The organism is Pseudorhodoferax sp. Leaf267 (assembly GCF_001422405.1).
Lineage (GTDB): Bacteria > Pseudomonadota > Gammaproteobacteria > Burkholderiales > Burkholderiaceae_C > Pseudorhodoferax.
On the sequence record NZ_LMMV01000012.1, the window covers coordinates 594,621 to 616,857 of the forward strand.

A 22,237-nucleotide genomic window follows, 5' to 3' on the forward strand; every position below is an offset into this window, starting at 1 on the left:
CTCGTCGTGGCCTATCCCGGCTTGACGGCCGTGTATTCCGAGAACAAGCCCTGTTCGGTGTGGCGCTGCATCCGGTCGAAGCCGGCCGTGCGCAACGCGGCGCGCACGCGCTCATGGTCGGGCGTGGTGTCGTCGAAGAAGCGGCGCAGGGTGCGCTGGTGCTCGGCCTCGTATGCGTCGTCGTCGGGTTGCGGCGTGAGGGGTGCCAGCACCTCGGCGCTGGCGGGGCGGGTCTCCTGCATGCCGGCATTATCACGACCCCGCGTCGGGTGGGGCGGGCAGCCAGCGCAGCAGTGTTTCGTACAGCGCCAGCGGGTTGACCGGCTTGGCGAGATGGTCGTCCAGGCCGCTGTCCACGCTGTCGGCGGCGGCATGGCCGGTCATGGCGACCAAGGGAATGCGCAGGCCCTGGGCGCGTAGCGCGCGCGCGGCGGCCAGCCCGTCCATGCGTGGCATTTCGAGGTCCATCAGCACCAGGTCGTAGCCGCCCGCGGCGGCCATGCGCACGGCGTGCTCGCCGTCCTCGGCGACATCGACGCGCAGGCCGGCCAGCGCCAGCAGGTTCCGGGCCACTTCCTGGTTGACCGGGTTGTCCTCGGCCAGCAGCACGCACTGGCCGGCGTGCCGGCGGCGCAGCTGCGCGATGGCTTGATCCAGTGGGTCTGGCGCCGGTGCCGGGGCGGTGGGCAGGGCGGTGGCGTGGTCGGTGGACGTCAGCCAGGCCGTGACCCAGAACGTGCTGCCGCGCGTGGCGTTCGGGCGGTAGCCGGCTTCGCCGCCCATGGCCTGGGCCAGCTGCCGTGTCAATGCCAGGCCCAGGCCGGTGCCGCCGTGCACGCGCGTGGTCGAGCCGTCGCCTTGCTCGAAGTTGTTGAACAAGGTGGCGCGGCGCTCGGGCGCCACGCCCACGCCCGTGTCGTCGACCTCGAAGCGCAGCTGCACACGCGCACCGTCGGTGGCGGCCACGCTGGCGTGCAGCCGGATGCGGCCGGCTTCGGTGAACTTGATCGCGTTGGACAGCAGGTTGCTCAGCATCTGCGACAGCCGTGTTGCATCGCCCTGTACGCGGTCCGGCAACTGCGCGGCCTGCACCTGCATGTCCAGGCCCTTGTGGTGCACGCTGGCCTCCAGCAGCTCGGTCGCCTGGCGCACCACGGCGTGCAGCGAGAACGGCTCGTCATCCAGCCGCAGCGTGCCGGCCTCGATCTTGGACAGGTCCAGGATGTCGTTGAGGATGCGCAGCAGGTGCCGGGCCGCTGTGTCGACCGTGGCCAGCCGGTCGCGCTGGCGGCCGGGGGCGGCGTCCATGGCCATCAAGTGCGTCATGCCGATCACGGCGTTGAGCGGCGTGCGGATCTCGTGGCTCATGTTGGCCAGGAACACGCTCTTGGCGCGGCTGGCGGCCTCGGCGCGGTCGCGCGAGGCCTGCAGCTGCGCGTTGCTGCAGGTCAGGGCGCGCTCGGTCTGCTTGAGCTCCGTGATGTCGAACGACATCAGCAGCGCGCCATGCACCTCACCCTGCGCATCGATGTCGGGCACGATGTGCACCTGCTGGCAGTGCAGTGAGCCATCCGGCAGCACGGTGTCGCGTTCGTAGGACTGCGGCTCGCCGGCCAGGGCGGCGTGCAGCGGGCCACGCAGGCGCTCGTGGTGCGGGCCTGCGATCTCCTGCGTGCTGAGACCGACGACGCTCTCGACCGTGTGGCCGAACCATTCGGCGTACAGACGGTTGGCGAACAGGCAATGCCGGCTGCGATCGAAGTAGGCCACGCGGCCCGGCAAGGCGTCGGTGATCGTCCGGTTGAAGCGCACGGCCCGCTCCAGCGCCTCGTTCGCCATCGTCAGCTGCAGCGTGCGTGCGCTGACCTTGCTCTCGAGTTGCTGCCGGTGGGTCTGCAGGTCCGCCTGCAGGCGCCGCTTTTCGCTCACGTCGCGCGCCACCATCAGCAGGCCGATGAGCTGGCCCGCCTCGTCGAACAGCGGGCTCTTCGTGTATTGCAGCGTGACGCTGCCGTCCGGTGTCGGCATTTCCTCGTCAAATACGGTGGGCTGCAGCGTGCGCAGCACCTGCGCGTCGTCACGCCCCAGGCGCGCGCCCATCTCCGGGCCGAAGATGTCGATGTTGGTGCGCCCCAGGATCTCGTCGGCCTTGCGCCCGAAGGTCTTGGCCGCGGCGTGGTTGTAGAAGGTGTAGCGGCCCTCCATGTCCTTAGCGACCATGAGCTCCGTCGTGCACTGGGCAATGGCCTCCAGCAGGCCCAGCGTGCGCAGCCGTGCGGCCTGAGCCTCCTGCGCCCGGGCGCGCCGGGCCGCGGCCGCGCGCCGCAGGCCCTGGCAGTACAGCAGCAGGGCCGCGGCCAGCGCGCAGGCGCCGGCCAGCGCCAGTGCCGAGAGCGGCGGCGCGGCATCGCCGATGGGTGTCGTCGTCACCTCCACCGTCACCCAGCGGTGCGCGATCAGCATCGCGCAGGGCAGGGCGCCGAGGCACAGCAGTGCAGCGACCAGCCAGGGCTGGGCGCTGCAGGGCAGGCACACGGATTTTCTGCGGGAGGTGGTCACGGGTGGACTCCATTGGGGCGGCCGGCAGCGTGCCGGCACGCGGGAATTATCAGAACGCCGTCAGGGGCGATTGCGTCGCGAGTGTGTCGTTGTGCGCTAGCGGGCGCTGCGGTCGTGAACGGCTTCACGCCGAGGGGCGTCAGGCTGCCGCCGAAGGAGCTGCCTGGCCTGCAGCGGGCGGCACCATGCGCGGGGCGGTCAGCGTCATGAGGATGTCGGCGTACCAGGCCGAGTTCAGGCCCAGCGACTCGTCGAGCACCAGGTCGCGCCCGCCCATGTCCATGCGTGCCGAGTGGACGCCCAGCAGGCGCCAGGGCAGGGTCTTGCCCATGGATTCGTCGCGCCGCACGACGCAGGCGCCGCTGGTGCCGCGGTGCGTGCGCCCGTCCGTCAGGAAGATGCCTTGCCCCTGGAAGCGCACCCCGAACGAGGATGCGATGACGGCATGCCGCACCACCGGCAGGTGGTGCGTGGTGTCGTGGAATCCGAGTGGAAAGCCGATGATCAGCAGCTTGCTGCCGACTTCGACGGCATCGAACGAGGCCTGCAGATGCGCCGGCGTGAAGCAGCGCAGGTCCGCGCCGGCAGGCAGCAACGCGCGCGGGATTTCGATCGCCGCGACGTCGATGTCGCCGCCGGAATCGCCGCCCTGGCGCCATTGGCTCTTGCCGTCCTCGTAAAGCGCCAGCGTGATCTGCTCGGAGCGTGTCAGGTTCACGGCGTCCGTGTGCACCTCGATCGCGATATGCGTGGGGTGGTGCCCCGTGGGCGCGTCGATCACCACATGGCGGCTGGTCACGAAGAACAGCTGCGCGTCGCGCTCGAAGAAGAAGCCACTGGCGCCGGTCAGCAGGCGCCCGCCGTCGAAGGTGGTCACCCGCGCGGTCGTCAAGAGAATCGATTCGGCCATGGGGTTCCCTGGTGATGTGCTGGAGCCCCACTGTAGGCGCCAGCGGGCCGGCAGACCGGATGGATCAGGCCGGCGCGAGCGCGGGGGCCGGCTCGGCCAGCTGGAAGTTCATCGGCGCTTCGCCGCGGCGCGCGGCCTGCACCACGCGGTGGATGAAGTCCAGCTTGCTGACGACGGGCGCGATCACGATGAAGGGGTAGCTGTCGTGCGAGCCCAGGCTGCGGTCCATCGCGTTGATGAACTGCGAGACCGGCAGCCATTGCTCGATCACGGTCGCGCCGATCTGGCTGGCCTGCAGGTCGAGCGGCTGGGCCACCAGGCTCGGGCCCGAGGGAATGGCATGGTCCAGATGCAGACCCCACGCGGCTGCGGTCTCCAGCCCGTCGACCATGTGCAGGTAGTGCGCCCAGGTTTCGGCCCAGTCCTCCCAGGGATGGGAGCTTGCGTAGACGCTGATGAAATTCTGCGGCCAGTCGGCCGGCGGGTTGGCGTAGTGGCGCTGTAGCGATTGCGCGTAGTCGATGGATTCATCGCCGAACAGTGCGCGGCATTCCTGGATCCAGTTCGTGCCGCGGATCAGGCGGTCCCAGTAGTAGTGGCCGATCTCGTGGCGGAAATGGCCCAACAACGTGCGGTAGGGCTCGTGCATGGACAAGCGGATCTGCTCGCGCCGCGCGTCGTCGGCCTCGGCGATGTTGAGCGTGATCACGCCCTCGTCATGGCCCGTGAGCACGCGCGCCTCGGTGCTGGTGTCTTCCAGGAATTCAAACGACAGGCCGTTGGCCGGGTCCTCCAGCTTGTTCGGCACCGGCAGGCCCAGTTCCAGCAGCGTGAAGAACAGCCGGCGCTTGGCCTGCTCCAACTGGCCCCAGTACAGCCGGTTCTCGGGCTTGCTCAGGGCGGGAATGGTGTGCGTGGTACGGCAGGAGACGCAATGCTGGTGCGCGCTGTCGACGGGCACGAGCCAATTGCACACCCCTTCCGCGGTGTTGATGCAGGGGCGGTAGGCCAGCCCATCGGAGCCGGCGCGATTCCAGATGCCTTCCGGTGTGACCTGGAACGCAACCATGGCGCGCTCCTCGGTCGAATAACCCAGCGTGCTCTTGCAGGCCTCGCAGCTCAGGTTTTCGAAAAAGACGCGGTTGCCGCAATTCGTGCAGTTGAAGAGTTTCATGGTGGCGATCGGGATGGGCGGGCTGCGCGCGCTGGCAGCCCCGGGATGTGAGGTGACGATTCTTCCTGCTGGCGCCCCGAGCGATGTCATGTAGTCGCCAGACTTGGCGTAGGCCATGGCGCGCACCTTGTGTTGGTCGCACCGTAGCAAAACATTGCATGGATAGGCCCGTATTGCACACAGATACAAGTTTGCACCATGGATGTGCCGAAAGGCATGCAGACATCGGGCCGCCGGTGTCGAGCTGGCTTACACACCCGAAGCCATACCCATGGTTGAGCCGCCAAACGCTTGTTTAGTAAGGGAAAAGCTGGATGGCGCAGATCGTGCTTGGTGTTACGGATTCAAAGGAACCGGCCATGCACAAAACATATCGTTCGACCCATGCCGCAGCTCTCGCGGGCTTGCTGCTCGCCGCAGCTTTCCTCTGCCAGGGCGCTCAGGCGTCCGTCATCTCTCTCGGTGGCGCGGAGCGCGATCCGATTCCCATGGGCCTGAACTACCAACCTCTGGCACAGCTGGAGGCCCTGCACGGCCAGTTCCAGCGTTCGGCCGCGCAGTGGACCACGGTGCCGACCGCGTTTGTCCAGACGCCTTACGGCAACGCGGGCCGGTCCAACATCTGGACCAGCCAGGATCGCCAGACCACACCAGCGTGGACATCGAACAGCACGGCGCTCCAGGTGCTCATGGGCCTGGCGCTGTGTGCGGTGGTCGTGCGCCGCCGACGCCACCGCATCTGATCCTGCCGGGCGCCTCAGTGCGCTGGATACACGCGGTTGCGGCCGTTCTTCTTGGCTTGGTACAGCGCAGCGTCCGCGGCCTTCAGTAGCGCATTGGGCGTGTCTGCAGGCCCGGGCATGCAGGCCGCCACCCCCAGGCTGACCGACACCTTGCCAAGCGCGGTGGCCACATGGGGAATGTTCTGGTCCACCACGGCACGCCGGGCGGCCTGCGCGAGCAGCACCGCGCCGGCTGCATCGGTTCCTGGCAGCAGCAGCACCATCTCCTCGCCACCGTAGCGTGCGACCAGGTCGATCGGCCGTTGGGCCGTTGCACTGAGGGCCTCGGCGACGCGCTTGAGGCATTGGTCGCCCTCCACGTGGCCGTAGTGGTCGTTGTATTTCTTGAACTCGTCCACATCCACCATCACGACGGCAATGCAGCTGCGCTCGCGCTGCGCCTGTTTGAAATACTTGATCAGGCGTGAGTCGAAGTAGCGCCGGTTGGGCAGGCCGGTCAGTCCGTCGTACTGCGCCATGTGGGCCAGCCGCGCATTGGCCTGCGCCAGCGCGTCGCGCGTCGCGCGCAACCCGGATTCGGCCTTGAGGCGGCGGCGCATGGAGCGGTTGACGTAAAGCCCTGCCAGCCCGAGGACCAGGCACAGGAACAGCGCCCAGCCGGTCTGCAACATGGACGCTGTCCGCCAGCTGCGCAGCACCTCTTCCTTGCTGACGGCCACCGTCACGAGGATCGGATAGTTGCGCGTGCGTTCGAAGCTGATCAGTCGCCACACGCCATCCAGCGTCGAACGTGCGTCCGCCGTGCCGGCCGGGGTGGCGTCGAGCAGCGCCTTGAGCGGCGTCTGCGGCAGGGGGCTGCCCAGGTCGGTCTCCTTGAATGGCCGGCGCACCATGATGCGGTCGGCCAGGAACAGCGCGATGGCACCTTCGCCGCCCACATCGAACTTGTCCAGCAGGTTGCGCAGGTACTGCAGCCGCAATGTGACCAGGGCCACACCCACAAAGTCGCCATCGGGATCGTTGAGCCGGCGCGAGACTGGCACGACCCATTCGCCGGAGGATCGGCTCACGATGGGCGCGCCGATCAGCGCCTTGGCGCTGGGGTTGCTCCGGTGGTGCTTGAAGTAGGGGCGGTCCGCATTGTTGGCGGCGGGGTCCCAGGTGGGCTCGGAGCTTGCGATCCATTTGCCCTGGGCGTCGTAGATGAAGATGCCCTTGATCTGCTCGACGGCGGCTACGTGGTGCACCAGGATGGGCTGCATACGTTCGAGCACCCTGGGCGTGAGGTCGGAGCGCTCCAGTTCGAACACGATGCCATCGAGGATGTGCTCAATCTCGGAGACCGTTCCCTCCACGCGTTCGGTCACGGCACGCGCCAGATTAGTGCTCGCCAGCGCGGCCTGGGCGATCGCGTGCGCCCGCGCGTCGACGATCAGCCAAGCATTCGTCGCGAGCAAGGCGAGGCAGACGAACACCACCAGCCACCGGGCCCTGCGGATCGCATCGGCCTTGGGCCGCCTGTCCGGTGGACTCTGCGACAGGGCCACGTAGTCGCTAAACGAGACGGACAGCGCCGACTCGGCCGCGCCACCGGGGCGTTCTGGCGGTTGGTCTTCAGGGCTGCCACTGCTGCGCATGCCCGATTCTGAACTGCACGCTCGCAGAGGATGGCGATGCACGTGGCATTCCACGGTCAAGCGCGTGGAGCAGCCGGACTGGGCGTGGTCCTTGTCCCACAGTGCAATGGCATGAATGGACCCTTGGTCGCCCATGGCTGGCACGCAGAATGCTGCATTGCAACATTTCTGGAGTTCGGTGCATGAAGCCCAACGACATCCCTGACTTCATCGCCCGCGCCCTCGAGGCCTCGGGCTTGTTCGGGTCGAGCGCTGCCGCACCCGCTCGGCGCGACACCCTGCCACCTGCGCCGGCCAGTGCCGCGTTGTTGCTTCTCGAACCGCTGGGCGCCTTCGTCGAGGAGACCTTCGAAAGCGCGGCCGGGTCGCGCAACTACAAGCTGTACGTGCCGCAGCGTACGGCCGATAGGCCGTTGCCACTGGTGCTCATGTTGCACGGGTGCAAGCAGGACCCCGAAGACTTCGCCGTGGCAACGCGCATGAATGCGCTGGCCGAAACGCACGGCTTCCTGGTGGCGTATCCGGAGCAGACCTTCCGCTCGAACGGCGCCAATTGCTGGAACTGGTTCGAGTCCGGCCAACAGGTGCGCGAGGGCCAGGAGCCGTCGATCCTGGCGGGCATCGCGCTGGCTATCGCCGGCCGCTACGCAGTCGACACGACGCGCATCTTCGTGGCCGGGCTGTCGGCCGGTGCCTCGATGGCGGTGATCCTCGGGCAGGCCTACCCGGATGTCTTCGCCGGCGTGGCGGCGCATTCCGGCCTGGCGCGTGGCGCGGCGCATGACATGTCGAGCGCGTTCGACGCCATGCAGGGCAGGACGCGAGTTGACGGGCGCTCCAGGGCCTCGCGCGCTGAGACCGCCGTGCGCACGCTGGTGATCCATGGTGATGCCGACAGCACCGTGCACGTGGACAACGGGCGGGCCGTGACGCGGCAGGCCGTCAGTGCGTTCAAGCGCGCCGGCATATCCTTGGCGCGCGGCCCCAAGCGCACGCCTGCCGTCACCGAGTTCCGCGACGCGAGTGGGCGCGTGATGGTGCGTGAATGCATCGTCTCCGGCGGCGCGCACGCCTGGCTCGGGGGCAGCGAGAAGGGCTCGTTCACGGAGCCCGCCGGCATCGATGCCAGCGCCGAGGTCGTCCGCTTCTTCCTGGCGAGCTGAGCGGCCGCGCCAAAAAGAAAACCCCCGCCATCTTGCGATGGCAGGGGTTGACTGGTTTTGGTGCCGGAGAGATGAATCGAACACCCGACCTTCTCATTACGAATGAGCTGCTCTACCGACTGAGCTACACCGGCGTAAGCCCGCGATTATAGCGCGGCGTAATAGCTCGTCACGCGCTCCACCTCATTTTTTGAGCCCAGTACCACGCTCACACGTTCGTGCAGCTTGGTCGGCTGCAGATCGAGGATGCGCTCGCGGCCATTGGTGGCGGCGCCGCCGGCCTGTTCGATGAGCCAGCTCATGGGGTTGGCCTCGTACATCAGGCGCAGCTTGCCGGGCTTGTTCGGCTCGCGCTTGTCCCAGGGGTACAGGAAGATGCCGCCGCGCGTCAGGATGCGGTGCACATCGGCCACCATGCTGGCCACCCAGCGCATGTTGAAGTCCTTGCCGCGCGGGCCTTCCTGGCCGGCCAGGCATTCGTCGATGTAGCGGCGCACGGGTTCGTCCCAGTGCCGCATGTTGCTCATGTTGATCGCGAATTCCTTGGTGTCGGCCGGCACCCTCACGTGCTCCTGCGTCAGCACGAAGGAGCCCTGTTCGCGGTCCAGCGTGAACATGGCCACGCCGTCGCCCACCGTCAGCACGAGCGTGGTCTGCGGGCCATACACGCAGTAGCCGGCCGCGACCTGCCTGGCGCCGGCCTGCAGGAAGTCCTGCTCGCTCACGCCAGCGCTGTTATCGGGCTTCTTGAGCACGCTGAAGATGGTGCCGATGCTCACGTTCACGTCGATGTTGGACGAGCCGTCCAGCGGATCGAACAGCAGCAGGTATTCGCCTTGCGGGTAGCGGTTGGGCACCACGTAGATGCTGTCCATCTCCTCGGAGGCCATGGCCGCCAGGTGGCCGCCCCATTCGTTGGCCTCGATCAACACCTCGTTGGCGATGATGTCCAGGCGCTTTTGCAGTTCGCCCTGCACGTTCTCGGTCTGGGCAGCGCCGAGGATGTCGCCCAGTGCGCCCTTGTTGACGGACTGGCTGATGTGCTTGCACGCGCGGGCCACGACCTCAAGCAGCAGCCGCAGCTGCGCCGGGATCAGGCCGTCGACGCGCTGCTGCTCGACCAGGTAGCGCGTCAGTGAAACTTTCTGGGACATGGGTTTCCTTGGAAGTGAGAAATCAGTCCAGCGCACGCGTGACGACTTCGCGCACGTCGTTGCTGAGGTCGGGTTTGGCCGCTACGCGGGCCAGCGCTTCGCGCGCCGCCGTGCGGTAGGGCTCGGCCAGCTTCTTCCAGCGGTCCAGCGCACGCGCCAGCCTCGCCGCGACCTGTGGGTTGATGCCGTCCAGCTCGATGACGCGCTCGCTCCAGAACCGGTAGCCGGCCGCGTCCGCGCGGTGGAAGCCGCCCGGGTTGCCGCTGCAGTAGCTGAAGATCACGCTGCGCGCGCGGTTCGGGTTGCGCAGGTTGAAGTCCGGGTGCTGCATGAGCTGCTTGACGGCGGGCAGCACGTTGCCGTTGCGGTCGGTGCGGCCGGCCTGCAGCGCGAACCACTTGTCCAGCACCAGCGCCTCGTCTTTGAACAGCGCGTGGAAGCGCTGCAGCGCCTGTGCGGCCAGCGCGTGCTCGCTCGACACCAGGGCCGACAGCGCGTTGAAGCGGTCGGTCATGTTGCCGGCGTCCTTGAAGCGCTGGTAGGCCTTGCCGGGCCACACGGCGTCGCCGCTCGCGCGCGCTGCCAGGCACAGCTGCGACAGCGCCAGGCCTGCCAGCGCGCGCCGGCCGGACGAGGTCGGGTCGGGCTGGTAGGCGCCGTTGTCCTCGTGCGTGTCGAAGGCCCATTCCCAGTCGGCGGCCAGCGCCGTGGCCAGTTGCGCGCGCATGGCCTCGCGCACGGCGTGGATGCGCTGCGGGTCGACCACCTCGAGCTGCTCGGCCAGGTAGGTCTCCGACGGCAGCGTCAGGACCAGGTCCTTGAAGGCCGCGTCCAGCGTCGGGTGGCGCAGCACGCTGCGCATGGCGTCGATGAAGGCCTCGTCCAGCGGCGGCTGTTCGGGCGTGAAGCCCGCGTCGCCGATGGCCTTCAGCGCACGGCGCAATGCCAGGCGTTGGCCTGCTTCCCAGCGGTTGAACGGGTCGGTGTCGTGTGCCAGCAGGGTCAGCAGCTGCGCATCGGTGTAGTCGATGTCCAGCACCACCGGTGCAGAGAAGCCGCGCAGCAGCGATGGCACGGGCTCGGCGGCCAGGCCATCGAAGTGCAGCTGGTGCGAGGGCTCGGTCATGACGAACAGGGGCGGTACCTGCGTCTCGACCGCGCTGCCATCGGTGGCCAGCAGGCCCAGCGCGACCGGGATCACGAAGGGCTCCTTGTAGCCCTGGTCGGGCGTCGGCGCGCAGCTTTGCGTGAGCGTCAGCGTGTAGCGGCCGGTGCCCGCGTCGAACTGGCCGGCGGCCTGCACGCGCGGCGTGCCGGCCTGGCTGTACCAGCGCTTGAACTGCGGCAACAGGCGCGCCAGTTCCGAGTCGGGGTTCGCGTCGGCGATGGCCTGTGCGAAGTCGTCGCACGTCACGGCCTGGCCATCGTGGCGCTCGAAGTACAGCGTCATGCCCCTGGCAAAGCCCGCGCGGCCGACCAGCGTCTGCATCATGCGCACGACCTCCGCACCCTTCTCGTAGATCGTGACGGTGTAGAAGTTGTTGATCTCGACGTAGCTGTCGGGCCGCACCGGGTGCGCCATGGGGCCGGCGTCTTCGGGGAACTGCGCGGTGCGCAGCACACGCACGTCCTCGATGCGCTTGACGGCACGGGCGGAAGGCTCGGCGCACAGGTCCTGGCTGAACTCCTGGTCGCGGAACACCGTGAGGCCTTCCTTGAGCGACAGCTGAAACCAGTCGCGGCAGGTCACGCGGTTGCCGGTCCAGTTGTGGAAGTACTCGTGGCCGACCACGCTCTCGATGTTCGAGAAATCGGTGTCGGTGGCCGTGGCCTGGTTGGCCAGCACGTACTTGGTGTTGAAGATGTTGAGGCCCTTGTTCTCCATGGCCCCCATGTTGAAGTCGCTGGTCGCCACGATCATGAAGCGCTCCAGGTCCAGTGGCAGGCCGAAGCGGGCTTCGTCCCACGCCACGGACGCCATTAGCGACTGCATGGCGTGCTCGGTCTTGTCCAGGTCGCCCGGGCGCACGTAGACCTGCAGCAAATGGTCGCCGCCCAGGCGCGAGCGGATGCGCTGCTCGCGCGCCACCAGCTTGCCGGCCACCAGCGCGAAAAGATAGCTGGGCTTGCGAAACGGGTCCACCCACTTGGCGAAGTGGCGGTTCTCGTTGCCCTCGCCCGTCAGCGGCCCGTGCTCGACCAGGTTGCCGTTGGACAGCAGCACCGGGTACTTGGACTTGTCGGCGCGCAAGGTGACGGTGAAGCTGGCCATCACGTCGGGACGGTCCAGGTAGTACGTGATGCGGCGAAAGCCTTCGGCTTCGCACTGGGTGAAGAAGGAGTCGTTGCTGACGTACAGGCCCATCAGCTTGGTGTTCTTGGCCGGCGCGCAGGTGGTGAAGATCTCCAGCGAGAACGGGCCGTCTTCCGCCGAGGGTAGGCTCTCCAGGACGAGCTGGCCGCCATCGATGCGGAACGATGCCCCCTGGCCGTTGACCAGCACGCGGGCCAGGTTCAGCTCCTCGCCGTCCAGCCGCAGCGCCTGGGCCGGCACGTCCGGGTTGCGGCGCAGCACCATCTTGTTCAGTACCCGCGTCTTGGCCGGGTCCAGGTCGAAGCACAGGTCGACCGTGTCGATCCAGAACGCTGGCGCCTGGTAGTCCTGGCGGCGCACGGTCACCGGCGGGGCCAGCGCATCACGCGATTGCAACATCGAGCTTCTCCAGAAAATTTGATTGGGCGAGTTCGTGGTAATCGCGCACGGCGGCGACCACGTGCGGGCCGGCGAGTTCTTCAACGGAATGCGTGCTGCACACGGCCACGGCCCGCATGCCACCGCGGCGTGCGGCCTCGATGCCGAAGGGTGCGTCCTCGAAAACGATGCAGCGCTCGGGCGCCACGCCGATGCGGCGCGCCGCCTCCAGGAAGATGGCCGGCGTGGGCTTCCCCGTGAGGCCCTCGTCACCTCCGACGATGGCCAGCGGCAGCGGATCCATGGACAGGCGCGACATCACGAATTCGATGTTGTGCCTGTCGCCGGCCGTGCCCACGGCCAGCTTCAGGCCGTGCGCGGCGGCCTGGCGCGCAAAGGCCGTGAAGCCGGCGACCTCGCTGAAGCGCTCGGCGAACAGCGCGCGGTAGATCTCTTCCTTCTCGTGCACGAAGGCCAGCGCTTCAGCCTCGCCCAGCGTGCGGCCGAACACCTCGGCCATGCATTCGGTGCCGGTGCGCCCCGTAGTGCGCGCCAGGATCTCGGAAGCCTCCATCTGGATGCCGTACTTGCGGCAGAACGCAACCCAGGATTGGGCGTGCCAGGGCATGGAGTCGACCATGGTGCCGTCCATGTCGAAGATGAGAGCTTCTGTTTTCATACGCCTTGCTTCAGGGATGCTTCGATGAATGCGTCCAGGTCGCCGTCCAGCACCTTTTGCGTGGCCGAGATCTCGACGTTGGTGCGCAGGTCCTTGATGCGGCTGTTGTCCAGCACGTAGCTGCGGATCTGGTGGCCCCAGCCCACGTCGGTCTTGCTGTCTTCGAGCTTTTGCTGCTCTTCCTGGCGCTTGCGCATCTCGTGGTCGTACAGGCGCGAGCGCAGCCGCTTCCACGCCACGTCGCGGTTGCTGTGCTGGCTGCGGCCGTCCTGGCATTGCACGACGATGCCGGTCGGGATGTGCGTGAGCCGCACGGCCGAGTCGGTCTTGTTGATGTGCTGGCCGCCGGCGCCGGATGCGCGGAAGGTGTCGGTGCGCACGTCGGACGGATTGATCTCGATCTCGATGGAGTCGTCGATCTCCGGGTACACGAAGATGCTGGCAAAGCTGGTGTGGCGCCCGCCCGAGCTGTCGAACGGCGACTTGCGCACCAGGCGGTGCACCCCGGTCTCGGTGCGCAGCAGGCCGAATGCGTATTCGCCCTCGACCTTGATGGTCGCGCCCTTGATGCCGGCGGTGTCGCCCGGCGACTCGTCTTCCACCGTGGTCTTGAAGCCCTTGCGCTCGGCGTACTTGAGGTACTGGCGCAGCAGCATGCTGGCCCAATCGCAGGCCTCGGTGCCGCCGGCGCCGGCCTGGATGTCGACGAAGGCGTTCAGCGGGTCGGCCGGGTTGTTGAACATGCGGCGGAACTCCAGCGCCTCGACTTCCTTGGCCAGCTTGGCGCCTTCGGCCGCGATGGTCTCGAGGCCGGCGACGTCGCCTTCCTCCTTGCTCATCTCGAACAGCTCGGAGTTGTCCGCCAGTTCACGCTCCAGGCGCTGCAGCGTCAGCACGACGTCGTCCAGCGCCTTCTTTTCCTTGCCCAGTTCCTGGGCCTTCTTCGGGTCGTTCCAGACCGTCGGGTCTTCCAGCGAGGCGTTGACCGTCCTCAGGCGCTCGGCTTTGGCATCGTAGTCAAAGATACCCCCGTAACTCGAGGCTGCGCGCGGACAGGTCCGTCAATTGGGCGCCGATCTGGTTGATGCGTTCTGCTTCCATGGTGTTCTCGATTCAAAAAAGAGGGGCCTTGCGGCGAGCCGGCGATTTTCTCACGCGTTCCCGCGGGCAGCCCGAAGGCGCGCGCCTGGCCCTGGCGCGGCAGGGTGTTGGCTCGCTCAATGAAAAAACTTCTCCAGAAGCTGTGCCACGGCCAGCGGCTGGTCGTGCTGCAGCATGTGGCCGGCATCCTCCACCCGCGCCACCGTGCACTGGGCGATGCTTTCCAGGCGCTCGTGGTATTCGTCCAGGCTGTAGCGGCCCTTCCACCAGCCGGCCAGGCTGTCGTCGGATGCTTCGACGGCGAGCACCGGCGCCGTGATCGCGCCGTACAGCGCCAGCACCTCGTCCACGCGCATGGCCTGGGCGAACACGATCTTGTGCGCCGGGTCGCCCTGGATGCGCCATTCGGTCGTGCCGTCGGCGCGCGTGGTGGCTTGCGCCCAGTGCCGGGCCAGCCAGTCGGCCTTGTCCTGCGCCAAGCGCCTGTTGGTCTTCATGAGCCGGCGCGCGACGCCGTCGGCAGAGTCGTAGGGCGCCAGCCCCATCTCGCCGCGGTGGAACTGCTTGAGCTCGGCCATCCACTTGGCATAGCGGCCCGGCGCTTCGTCGGCCCGGCTGCGCGGCGAGCCGAAGCCTTCCAGGTTGACCAGGCGCCGGATGCGCGCCGGTTGGACGCCGGCATACATCATGGCCACGTTGCCGCCCATGCTGTGGCCGACCAGGTCGACGGGCTGGTCCTTCGCGTAGTGGTCGAGCAGGAAGTCCAGGTCGGCCAGGTAGTCGGCAAACCAGTAGTTGTCCACCGGGTCGGCCGTCGTCTGGCCGTAGCCGCGCCAGTCGGGTGCGATCACGTAACGGTCGCGGGCCAGCGCGTCCACCACGAACTGCCAGGAAGCCGACACGTCCATCCAGCCATGGACCATGACCAGCGGCACCTGGCCCGGACTGGGCTCGCCCCAGACGCGCACGTGGTAGCGCAGGTTGCGGATGGGCACGTATTCGCTGCGTGAGGCGCGGATGGGCTGGTACATGCGGGCGATGGTAGCGAGCGGGCAGGGCGCAGGCCGTCCAGCCGGCGACATGAAAACTGCGAAACTCGTCCGCCTTCCATCTCCCATCCCGACGAACCACATGCGTACTGTTCCCCTGGGCCGCAGCGGCCTGCACGTGACGCCCCTTTGCCTGGGCACCATGACCTTCGGCGAGCAGGTCGATGCCGCCAGCGCCCACGCCATCCTGGACCGCTCGCTGGAGCTCGGCATCAACTTCATCGACACGGCCGAGATGTACGCCGTGCCGGCGCGCGCCGAGACGTATGGCGCGACCGAGACCATCCTGGGCGACTGGTTCGCGGCCAGGCCCGGCGTGCGCCAGCGCGTGCTGCTGGCGACCAAGGCCGCCGGCCCGCCGCGCGGCATGCCGTGGATCCGCCACGGTCGCGACGAGTTCAAGGCCAGCGACATCGTCGAGTCCTGCGAGATGAGCTTGAAGCGCCTGCGCACCGACGTGATCGACCTCTACCAGCTGCACTGGCCGGCACGCAACCTGCCGGCCTTCGGCGCCCGCTATTTCGACCCGACGCAGGACAAGCCCGCGCCCGCCATCGAGGAGCAACTGCGCGCGCTGGACAGCCTGGTGCGGGCGGGCAAGGTGCGCGCCATCGGCCTGTCCAACGAAACGCCGTACGGCGTGCACGAGTTCGTGCGCCTGGCCGAGGCCCATGGCCTGGCGCGCGTGGCGACGGTGCAGAACGCCTACTGCCTGATCAACCGCAGCGTCGAAGAAGCCCTGGACGAGACGCTGCACCGGCTGGACGTGGCGTTGCTGGCCTATTCGCCGCTGGGCTTCGGCCTGCTGACCGGCAAATACGACGCGGGCGGCACGAGCGGTCCGCAGGCGCCGGAGCAGGCCCGCATCGCGCGCTATGCCTCCGTGCGCTCGGGTCGCTGGGGCCGCGAAGCGGCTCTGGCCGCGGCGCGGCGCTACAACGCGCTGGCGCGGCAGCACGGCCTGACGCCGGTGCAGCTGGCGCTCGCCTTTTGCCGCAGCAAATGGCAGGTGGCCAGCACCATCGTGGGCGTGACCAGCGTTGCGCAGCTGGAGGAAGACGTGGCTGCGTTCTCGACCGAGCTGCCGGCCGGTGTGCTGGCCGAGCTGGACGCGATGCACCAGGCGCTGGGCAACCCGGCGCAGTAGGGCGGCCCATGGCCAAGCATGTCTCGGAGACGCCGGCCACGCAGCTGCTGCGCGCGCACAAAGTGGCGTTCACCGAGCATCCCTACGACTACCTGGAACATGGCGGTGCCCAGCACAGCGCCGAGGTGCTGGGCCTGGACCCGTTCACGGTCGTCAAGACCCTGGTGATGCAGGACCAGGACGCCAGGCCGCTGATCGTGCTGATGCACGGCAACCGCAAGGTGTCGACCAAGAACCTGGCGCGCCAGATCGGCGCCAAGTCGGTCGAGGCTTGCACGCCCGAGGTGGCGAACCGGCACAGCGGCTACCTGGTCGGCGGCACCTCGCCGTTCGGCACGAAAAAGCGCATGCCGGTCTACATCGAGGAAACCGTGCTGGCCCTGCCGCGCATCGCCATCAACGGCGGGCGGCGTGGCTACCTGGTCGGCATCGCGCCCGATGTGTGCGTGAAGCTGCTGGGCGCCACACCCGTGCAGTGCGGCCTGCCGCTCTAGCCTCGCAGGCGCGCTGGCACAATGCGCCCGCCCACGGGAGACACCTTGCAGAACCTGAACCCCCTCATCGCCACCGTGCTCGCCTACCTGCTGGGCTCGCTGTCGTTTGCCGTGATCGTGAGCCGCGTGATGGGCCTGTCCGACCCGCGCACCTACGGCAGCAAGAACCCGGGTGCAACCAACGTGCTGCGCTCGGGCAGCAAGCCGGCCGCGCTGGTGACGCTGCTGCTGGACGGGCTCAAGGGCTGGCTTCCCGTGGCGCTGGTCGGCTGGTACGGCAGGCCCATTGGCATGGAGGAGGGCACGGTGGCCCTGGTCGGCCTGGCCGCGTTCCTGGGCCATCTGTACCCGGTCTTCTTCCGCTTCCAGGGCGGCAAGGGCGTGGCCACCGCGCTGGGCGTCCTGTTTGGCGTGGACTGGGTGCTGGGCCTGGCCTGCGCCGCCACCTGGCTGATCATCGCCTTCTTCTTCCGCTACTCGTCGCTGGCCTCGTTGGTCGCTGCCGTGTTCGCGCCGGTTTACTACGTGTTCGGCAACGGCCTGGCCTGGTACATGGACAAGCGCATCGCGCTGATGCTGGTGGTGATGGCCATGCTGCTGTTCATGCGGCACCGCGAGAACGTCACGCGGCTGCTGCAGGGCCGCGAGTCCAGGCTCGGGCAGGGCAAGAAGAAGTAGTCAAGACCCGCGGTGCATGCGCTCGGCGTGCAGGCCCAGGCGCACCAGGGCCTGGTGGTTGAAGCGCCCGTGGTTGCGCACCAGGTCATGGGTCAGCGCGGACTGGATGGTCGGGCTGCCGCTGGCCGTGCGGTGCAGGCGCGGTGCCGACAGCTTGCCGCCCACGCGGTTGGTCACCATGGCCACCAGCGGGTGGTTGGGCTTGGCGCCGCGGCGCAGCACCACGGCCATCTCTCCCGTCTCCATGCGCACGAAGGTTCCGGGCGGGCACAGGCCCACGGCGCGCACGAGAGCGAAGCCGACCGGGTCGCGCAGCCCTTCGGAGCGGGTCATCATCGCGCGCACCGTGTCGGTCACGCTGCGCCCGGCGCGGGTGCGGCGCGGGCTGATCATCGCGGCGTAGCGGTCCACCACCTGCAGGATGTGGGCCAGGCGCAGGGCGGTGGGCAAAGCATCCAGCGCCGCCGATGCCGGCGCCGCCTCGTGGTGCCTGGCGACCACGTCCAGCCAGAGCCGGTCGGCCACGCCGACCTCGGCCAGCAGCCGCTCGCCGTCTGCGGCATGCATCAGCACGCTGTGCCGTTGCACTGCGTCGAGCTTGTCGGGTTGGTCGGCCAACTGGTTCTGCAGTTCGGTCATGGCCGTGTTCATGGTCATGGCCGCGCCCACCAGGCTGTCGCGCTCCGGCTCGGGCAGGGCCAACTCCTGCGCCAGCACATGGCACAGCACGGCGCAGATCAGCGCATGGGCGCTGCTGTAGCCCAGCGAGCGGTCGGCGGCGAGCTGGAACAGCACGTACAGGCCGATGTCGGTGTCCTGGCGCAGCAGGTCCTGCATCCAGCGGTCGTACTGGCGCACCTTGGCCATGAAGTCAGGGATGCGGTGGGGTCGCCGCAGCACGGTGTCCAACCCGGCTTCGAGGTCGGACCACAGGCCCAGCAGGTCCTCGTAGTCCGCGTCCTGCGGTGGGGGGAGGGCGGTCTGCATCGGCGGCCTGCCGTTCAAGGGCGCCGTTCCAGCACCATCTGCTCGTTGCTGCGCGTCATCTGGAAACGGCCCAGGAAGTTGTTGCCCAGCAGCACATAGGGCAGCGGCATCGGCACGACCACGGCTTCCAGGCCGCTCAGTTCGACGTCGCCCACGCGCACGGTGTCCAGCTGCACGCGCCAGCCCTGGGCCACGCCGTTCGCCGTGCTCATGTTCACCGGCTGGCCGTTCCTGTAGGCGATGCCCATGCGTTCGGCCTCCGGTGCGCTGATGGCCAGCGTGGTCGCGCCGGTGTCCACCATGAACTGCATGAGCTTGCCGTTGATACGGCCCTGGCTGATGAAGTGGCCGCGGCTGTCGGAGGTCAGCACGATGCGCGTGGTGCCTGCCGTGCCGCGCGCGCCGACACTGGCCGGCGACTCGCCCATGCGCAGCGTGAGGCGCTTGCCGCCGATCTCCAGATCCGCCTGGTCGCCTCGAAGCGCCACGACCTTGATGCCCTGGTAGCTGTCGCCCACGGCCACGCTGCGCGGGGTGCCGCCATCGACCATCAGCAGCGCGCGCTGGCCCATGACACCGGCCAGCCCCACGGTCTGCGCGGATGCCTGGCCCCACAGCGCCGCCGCCAGCAGGGCCGCGGTGGTAGGGGGCAGGCGCAGAGCCATCAGTCCCGGAAGTTGTTGAACGACAGCGGGACGTCGGCCACGTCCTTGCGAATCAGCGCCATCGCGCCCTGCAGGTCGTCGCGCTTGGCACCGGTCACGCGCACGGCGTCGCCCTGGATGGCGGCCTGCACCTTCATCTTGCTGTCCTTGATCAGGCGCTGGATCTTCTTGGCCAGCTCGGCTTCGATGCCGTTGCGCACCTTGATCACGCGCTTGACCTTGTCGCCGCCGATCTTCTGCAGGTCGCCGAATTCGAGGAAGCGCACGTCCACCTCTTGCTTGGTCAGCTTGTTGCGCAGCACGTCGGCGATCTGGTCGAGCTGGAAATCGGCGTCGCCGATGACTGTGATCTCCTTGTCCTTGAGCTCGATCGAGGCGGACGTGCCCTTGAAATCGAAGCGCGTGCCGATTTCCTTGGCGCTGTTGTCCACGGCGTTCTTGACCTTCACGAGGTCGGCTTCACAGACGGTATCGAAAGAGGGCATGTATGAGTTCCTGGGGTTGTGCTGGCCCGCTGGGGGACCCCTCGGCGCGGACTGCAGGGGCGCCATGGCCAGCATGCGATGCGACAATTCCCGGATGTTAGTCGAGAAGAATGTCCCCTTGCGGGCCTACAACGCCTTCGGCATCGTCGCGCGCGCGCAGACGCTGGTGCGCGTGGCCAGCGAGGCCGACGTAGCCGCGCTGCTGGCCGATCCGGTGCTGGCCGCCGCGCCCAAATTCGTGCTGGGCGGGGGCAGCAACATCGTGCTGACCGGCGACGTGCGGCCCGTGGTGCTCAAGGTCGAGGTCATGGGCCGGCGCCTGGTTCAGGAAACCGACCGGGCCTGGATCGTGGAAGCCGGCGCCGGCGAGAACTGGCACGACTTCGTGGCCTGGACGCTCGCCAATGGGCACCCCGGCCTGGAGAACCTGGCGCTGATCCCGGGCACGGTCGGCGCCTCGCCGGTGCAGAACATCGGCGCCTACGGCGTGGAGTTGCAGGACCGCTTCGAGTCGCTGGATGCAATCGATCTGGCGACCGGCAAGACCTTCACGCTGGACGCCGCCCAGTGCGCGTTCGGTTACCGCGACTCGGTCTTCAAGCATGCTGCAGCCGAGCTGTCGGATTTCGGCCTGGCCGGCCGCGCGTTGATCACGCGGGTTCGCATGCGCCTGCCCAAGCCCTGGAAGCCGGTGCTGGGCTACCTGGACCTGGAGCGCAAGCGCCATGAGACCGGCATCGCCGAGCCGACGGCGCAGCAGATCTACCACTGGGTCTGCGACATCCGGCGCCACAAGCTGCCCGACCCGCGTGTGCTGGGCAACGCCGGCAGCTTCTTCAAGAACCCCACGGTCACGCCCGAGCAGTGCGCCGACATCATTGCGCGCGATCCACGCGTGGTGCACTACCTGCTGCCCAACGGCACCGTGAAGCTGGCGGCCGGTTGGCTCATCGACGCCTGCGGCTGGAAGGGCAAGACGGTCGGCAACGCCGGCGTTTACGACAAGCAGGCGCTGGTGCTGGTCAACCGTGGCGGCGACACCGACCCGGTAACCGGCGGTGAGGTGATGACTCTGGCGCGTGCGATCCAGACCAGCGTCTACGAGCGCTTCGGCATCCGGCTCGAACCAGAGCCAGTCGTCGTCTAGCTGTGAAGTTCCAATAGGTTGTTGCGGGTGTTCACCCGGAGAGGTTCTGAGAGACTGGAAATCGCCAAACCCCCAGTCAACTCAAATTTCCAAACCGAATGAACACCCATAAGAATGCCCGATTGACCTACCTGCGTCGCCTGGAGATGGTCCAAGACCTCATAGAACGTGGCTTGAGCGCATCAGAGGCGGGCGCCAAGCATGGCGTCAGCGCCGTGACTGCACGCAAGTTGCAGGCGCGCTACCTGGCGGACGGGGCCGATGGTCTGCTGGACAAGTCCTCGCGGCCCGAGAAGTCACCGCGCACCATCGAGCCGCATGTCGCGCTTGCCATCGAGGAGCTGCGGCGCAAGCTGTACCTGCAAGCCCATATCGCCGCGTACATGGGCGTGTCCAAGGCAACGGTCAGCCGTGTTCTGCGTCGTGCAGGACTGTCGCGGCTGAGCGATCTGCGGCCCAACGAGCCCGTGCAACGCTACGAGCGCGAGAACCCCGGTGAGCTGCTGCACATCGACATCAAGAAGCTGGGGCGCTTCGAGCAGGTCGGCCACCGCATCACCGGCGATCGGACCCAGCGCGGGCGAAACGTCGGCTGGGACTACGTCTTCGTGGCCGTGGACGATCACAACCGGCTGGCCTTTACGCAGGTCTACCCCGACGAGACGAAGATCAGCGCCGAAGCGTTCCTGCGGGCCGCGGTGGGCTACTTCACCAGCTTGCGTGTGCCCATCCAACGCGTACTGACGGACAACGGCATGTCGTTCCGATCGGCGCTGTTCGGCCAGGCGTGCCTGGAGCTGGGCATCACCCAAAAGTTCACACGGGCCTATCGTCCGCAGACCAATGGGAAAGCCGAGAGGTTCATTCAGTCTGCCCTGCGCGAGTGGGCTTATGGGCACACGTACGAGACCTCACAGCAGCGCTGTGCGGCCTTGCCGCTTTGGACTCATTTCTATAACTGGCACCGACCGCACCACGGGATTGATCTCGTGGCGCCCATTTCGCGTCTCTCGATGCCTCGAAAGAACCTCTTGACACTTCACATCTAGCCGAAGTGGCAGACGTAGTGGTAGGGGCCGGACTCGGCCGTCACGCGGATGTCGAACGTCGTGTTACCCGGCACGCTGAACTTTTCGCCTTCGCCTGACTTCACCCAGGCCTCGCTGCCTGCCAGCCGGTATTCGCAGCTGCCGCCCACGCCTTCCATGATCTCGGGCGCACCGGTGCTGAAGGTCAGCTCGGCCGGCAGGATCACGCCCACACTCTTCCTGGTGCCATCGGGAAAGGTGATGCCGTGGCTCACACATTTGCCGTCGAAGTAGACACTGGCCTTGGTGGTGACGGCCACGCCGTCGATGCTGTTGGTGGTCATGGAAAGTTTGGAGTGAGAGAAGGGAAAGGGTCAGTCGCGCAGCCCGGCCCAGGTGTCGGGCGCGAAGCCGACCGTGAGCTGGCGGCCGTTCCAGTCGACGACGGGGCGCTTGATCACGCTGGGCTGAGCGCGCATCAGCGCGGCAGCGCTGGCGGCGTCGGTCACGCCGGCCTGGTCGTCGGGCGGCAGCTTGCGCCAGGTCGTGCCCTTGCGGTTCAGCAAGGCCTCCCAGCCGGCTTGCGCGATCCAGTCGTCCAACACAGGGGGCACGCCCGACTTCTTGAAGTCATGGAAGGCGTGGTCCACGCCGTGCTCGGCCAGCCAGTTGCGTGCCTTCTTGACCGTGTCGCAGTTCGCAATACCGTACATCGTGATCATGCGGGCGATTATGGCGAGGGCTT

Annotated in this window: 22 protein-coding genes and 1 tRNA gene; 7 read left to right on the forward strand and 16 right to left on the reverse strand. The window is 67.6% G+C overall.

Going from position 1 to position 22,237, the window contains the following annotated elements:
• Positions 1-11 precede the first annotated feature (11 nt).
• From ASF43_RS14565 to ASF43_RS14580, 4 genes are all read right to left on the reverse strand, one after another.
• Positions 12-242, reverse strand: coding sequence for a hypothetical protein (locus tag ASF43_RS14565; protein ID WP_056182265.1), 231 nt, complete (start codon positions 240-242; stop codon positions 12-14).
• 10 nt (positions 243-252) lie between these two features.
• Positions 253-2,559 carry a PAS domain-containing sensor histidine kinase gene (locus ASF43_RS14570; RefSeq protein ID WP_156373315.1) on the reverse strand — a complete coding sequence of 769 codons (2,307 nt, stop codon included), beginning with the start codon at positions 2,557-2,559 and terminating at the stop codon, positions 253-255.
• A 139-nt stretch (positions 2,560-2,698) separates the two neighbouring features.
• On the reverse strand, positions 2,699-3,469 hold the full coding sequence (locus ASF43_RS14575; protein WP_056182271.1) for a trypsin-like peptidase domain-containing protein: 771 nt from the start codon (positions 3,467-3,469) through the stop codon (positions 2,699-2,701).
• 64 nt (positions 3,470-3,533) lie between these two features.
• Positions 3,534-4,643, reverse strand: coding sequence for a putative zinc-binding metallopeptidase (locus ASF43_RS14580; protein WP_056182273.1), 1,110 nt, complete (start codon positions 4,641-4,643; stop codon positions 3,534-3,536).
• 314 nt (positions 4,644-4,957) lie between these two features.
• Here ASF43_RS14580 and ASF43_RS30735 point away from each other — a divergent pair, with 314 nt between their 5' ends.
• Positions 4,958-5,386, forward strand: a complete 429-nt coding sequence (locus tag ASF43_RS30735; RefSeq protein ID WP_156373316.1) for a hypothetical protein — start codon at positions 4,958-4,960, stop codon at positions 5,384-5,386.
• Between the two features lie 14 nt (positions 5,387-5,400).
• Here ASF43_RS30735 and ASF43_RS14590 read toward each other — a convergent pair whose 3' ends face one another.
• Complete coding sequence (locus ASF43_RS14590) at positions 5,401-7,023, reverse strand: GGDEF domain-containing protein (RefSeq protein WP_082497862.1); 1,623 nt, start codon at positions 7,021-7,023, stop codon at positions 5,401-5,403.
• 182 nt (positions 7,024-7,205) lie between these two features.
• On the opposite strand from ASF43_RS14590, the gene ASF43_RS14595 reads away from it, so the two are divergent.
• Positions 7,206-8,186, forward strand: coding sequence for a PHB depolymerase family esterase (locus ASF43_RS14595; RefSeq protein ID WP_056182279.1), 981 nt, complete (start codon positions 7,206-7,208; stop codon positions 8,184-8,186).
• 58 nt (positions 8,187-8,244) lie between these two features.
• On the opposite strand, the gene ASF43_RS14600 is transcribed toward ASF43_RS14595, so the two are convergent.
• The 6 genes from ASF43_RS14600 to ASF43_RS14625 form a co-directional block, all read right to left on the reverse strand.
• Positions 8,245-8,320 (reverse strand) — tRNA-Thr (locus ASF43_RS14600).
• Positions 8,321-8,332: 12 nt separating this feature from the next.
• Positions 8,333-9,340, reverse strand: coding sequence for a class 1 fructose-bisphosphatase (locus ASF43_RS14605; RefSeq protein WP_056182282.1), 1,008 nt, complete (start codon positions 9,338-9,340; stop codon positions 8,333-8,335).
• Between the two features lie 22 nt (positions 9,341-9,362).
• Positions 9,363-12,053, reverse strand: a complete 2,691-nt coding sequence (gene pepN / locus ASF43_RS14610; protein WP_056182285.1) for an aminopeptidase N — start codon at positions 12,051-12,053, stop codon at positions 9,363-9,365.
• Positions 12,037-12,711 carry an HAD family phosphatase gene (locus ASF43_RS14615; protein ID WP_056182287.1) on the reverse strand — a complete coding sequence of 225 codons (675 nt, stop codon included), beginning with the start codon at positions 12,709-12,711 and terminating at the stop codon, positions 12,037-12,039. The genes pepN and ASF43_RS14615 overlap by 17 nt, the downstream gene beginning before the upstream one ends.
• Positions 12,708-13,812 (reverse strand): peptide chain release factor 2 gene (gene prfB / locus ASF43_RS14620; protein WP_156373317.1). Its coding sequence is split into 2 segments (ribosomal slippage): positions 12,708-13,730 and positions 13,732-13,812, totalling 1,104 coding nucleotides; the frame shifts between segments, so codons are not numbered across the junction. The genes ASF43_RS14615 and prfB overlap by 4 nt, the downstream gene beginning before the upstream one ends.
• A gap of 116 nt (positions 13,813-13,928) precedes the next feature.
• A complete protein-coding gene (locus tag ASF43_RS14625) occupies positions 13,929-14,843 on the reverse strand; it encodes an alpha/beta fold hydrolase (protein ID WP_056182292.1) in 915 nt (304 codons plus the stop codon).
• 100 nt (positions 14,844-14,943) lie between these two features.
• Here ASF43_RS14625 and ASF43_RS14630 point away from each other — a divergent pair, with 100 nt between their 5' ends.
• The 3 genes from ASF43_RS14630 to plsY are packed head-to-tail and all read left to right on the forward strand — an operon-like array spanning position 14,944 to position 17,180.
• The gene (locus ASF43_RS14630; RefSeq protein ID WP_056182295.1) at positions 14,944-16,008 is read left to right on the forward strand and encodes an aldo/keto reductase; all 1,065 of its coding nucleotides are present in this window, start codon (positions 14,944-14,946) and stop codon (positions 16,006-16,008) included.
• Between the two features lie 8 nt (positions 16,009-16,016).
• Positions 16,017-16,502, forward strand: a complete 486-nt coding sequence (gene ybaK, locus ASF43_RS14635) for a Cys-tRNA(Pro) deacylase (protein WP_056182298.1) — start codon at positions 16,017-16,019, stop codon at positions 16,500-16,502.
• Positions 16,503-16,547: 45 nt separating this feature from the next.
• A complete protein-coding gene (plsY, locus tag ASF43_RS14640) occupies positions 16,548-17,180 on the forward strand; it encodes a glycerol-3-phosphate 1-O-acyltransferase PlsY (RefSeq protein ID WP_369803268.1) in 633 nt (210 codons plus the stop codon).
• Here plsY and ASF43_RS14645 read toward each other — a convergent pair whose 3' ends face one another.
• The 3 genes from ASF43_RS14645 to ASF43_RS14655 are packed head-to-tail and all read right to left on the reverse strand — an operon-like array spanning position 17,181 to position 19,317.
• Positions 17,181-18,167, reverse strand: a complete 987-nt coding sequence (locus ASF43_RS14645; RefSeq protein WP_056182306.1) for an HD-GYP domain-containing protein — start codon at positions 18,165-18,167, stop codon at positions 17,181-17,183.
• A gap of 14 nt (positions 18,168-18,181) precedes the next feature.
• On the reverse strand, positions 18,182-18,832 hold the full coding sequence (locus ASF43_RS14650) for a TIGR02281 family clan AA aspartic protease (RefSeq protein ID WP_056182308.1): 651 nt from the start codon (positions 18,830-18,832) through the stop codon (positions 18,182-18,184).
• On the reverse strand, positions 18,832-19,317 hold the full coding sequence (locus ASF43_RS14655; protein ID WP_056182312.1) for a YajQ family cyclic di-GMP-binding protein: 486 nt from the start codon (positions 19,315-19,317) through the stop codon (positions 18,832-18,834). Before ASF43_RS14655 ends, ASF43_RS14650 begins: the two co-directional genes overlap by 1 nt.
• Before the next feature lie 94 nt (positions 19,318-19,411).
• On the opposite strand from ASF43_RS14655, the gene murB reads away from it, so the two are divergent.
• Complete coding sequence (gene murB / locus ASF43_RS14660; RefSeq protein ID WP_056182316.1) at positions 19,412-20,464, forward strand: UDP-N-acetylmuramate dehydrogenase; 1,053 nt, start codon at positions 19,412-19,414, stop codon at positions 20,462-20,464.
• Between the two features lie 98 nt (positions 20,465-20,562).
• A complete protein-coding gene (locus ASF43_RS14665; protein WP_056182319.1) occupies positions 20,563-21,513 on the forward strand; it encodes an IS481 family transposase in 951 nt (316 codons plus the stop codon).
• Here ASF43_RS14665 and ASF43_RS14670 read toward each other — a convergent pair.
• On the reverse strand, positions 21,510-21,836 hold the full coding sequence (locus ASF43_RS14670; RefSeq protein ID WP_056182323.1) for a pyrimidine/purine nucleoside phosphorylase: 327 nt from the start codon (positions 21,834-21,836) through the stop codon (positions 21,510-21,512). The genes ASF43_RS14665 and ASF43_RS14670 overlap by 4 nt on opposite strands.
• Positions 21,837-21,866: 30 nt before the next feature.
• Complete coding sequence (locus ASF43_RS14675) at positions 21,867-22,214, reverse strand: ArsC family reductase (RefSeq protein ID WP_056182324.1); 348 nt, start codon at positions 22,212-22,214, stop codon at positions 21,867-21,869.
• Positions 22,215-22,237 lie beyond the last annotated feature (23 nt).

Bases quoted from the DNA above. Each gene is read 5' to 3' on its own strand.
- ASF43_RS14565 (WP_056182265.1), bottom strand. From the start codon at position 242: ATGCAGGAGACCCGCCCCGCCAGCGCCGAGGTGCTGGCACCCCTCACG.
- ASF43_RS14575 (WP_056182271.1), bottom strand. From the start codon at position 3,469: ATGGCCGAATCGATTCTCTTGACGACCGCGCGGGTGACCACCTTCGAC.
- ASF43_RS14580 (WP_056182273.1), bottom strand. From the start codon at position 4,643: ATGAAACTCTTCAACTGCACGAATTGCGGCAACCGCGTCTTTTTCGAA.
- ASF43_RS30735 (WP_156373316.1), top strand. From the start codon at position 4,958: ATGGCGCAGATCGTGCTTGGTGTTACGGATTCAAAGGAACCGGCCATG.
- ASF43_RS14590 (WP_082497862.1), bottom strand. From the start codon at position 7,023: ATGCGCAGCAGTGGCAGCCCTGAAGACCAACCGCCAGAACGCCCCGGT.
- ASF43_RS14595 (WP_056182279.1), top strand. From the start codon at position 7,206: ATGAAGCCCAACGACATCCCTGACTTCATCGCCCGCGCCCTCGAGGCC.
- ASF43_RS14605 (WP_056182282.1), bottom strand. From the start codon at position 9,340: ATGTCCCAGAAAGTTTCACTGACGCGCTACCTGGTCGAGCAGCAGCGC.
- pepN (WP_056182285.1), bottom strand. From the start codon at position 12,053: ATGTTGCAATCGCGTGATGCGCTGGCCCCGCCGGTGACCGTGCGCCGC.
- ASF43_RS14615 (WP_056182287.1), bottom strand. From the start codon at position 12,711: ATGAAAACAGAAGCTCTCATCTTCGACATGGACGGCACCATGGTCGAC.
- ASF43_RS14625 (WP_056182292.1), bottom strand. From the start codon at position 14,843: ATGTACCAGCCCATCCGCGCCTCACGCAGCGAATACGTGCCCATCCGC.
- ASF43_RS14630 (WP_056182295.1), top strand. From the start codon at position 14,944: ATGCGTACTGTTCCCCTGGGCCGCAGCGGCCTGCACGTGACGCCCCTT.
- ybaK (WP_056182298.1), top strand. From the start codon at position 16,017: ATGGCCAAGCATGTCTCGGAGACGCCGGCCACGCAGCTGCTGCGCGCG.
- ASF43_RS14645 (WP_056182306.1), bottom strand. From the start codon at position 18,167: ATGCAGACCGCCCTCCCCCCACCGCAGGACGCGGACTACGAGGACCTG.
- ASF43_RS14650 (WP_056182308.1), bottom strand. From the start codon at position 18,832: ATGGCTCTGCGCCTGCCCCCTACCACCGCGGCCCTGCTGGCGGCGGCG.
- ASF43_RS14655 (WP_056182312.1), bottom strand. From the start codon at position 19,317: ATGCCCTCTTTCGATACCGTCTGTGAAGCCGACCTCGTGAAGGTCAAG.
- murB (WP_056182316.1), top strand. From the start codon at position 19,412: ATGTTAGTCGAGAAGAATGTCCCCTTGCGGGCCTACAACGCCTTCGGC.
- ASF43_RS14665 (WP_056182319.1), top strand. From the start codon at position 20,563: ATGAACACCCATAAGAATGCCCGATTGACCTACCTGCGTCGCCTGGAG.
- ASF43_RS14670 (WP_056182323.1), bottom strand. From the start codon at position 21,836: ATGACCACCAACAGCATCGACGGCGTGGCCGTCACCACCAAGGCCAGT.
- ASF43_RS14675 (WP_056182324.1), bottom strand. From the start codon at position 22,214: ATGATCACGATGTACGGTATTGCGAACTGCGACACGGTCAAGAAGGCA.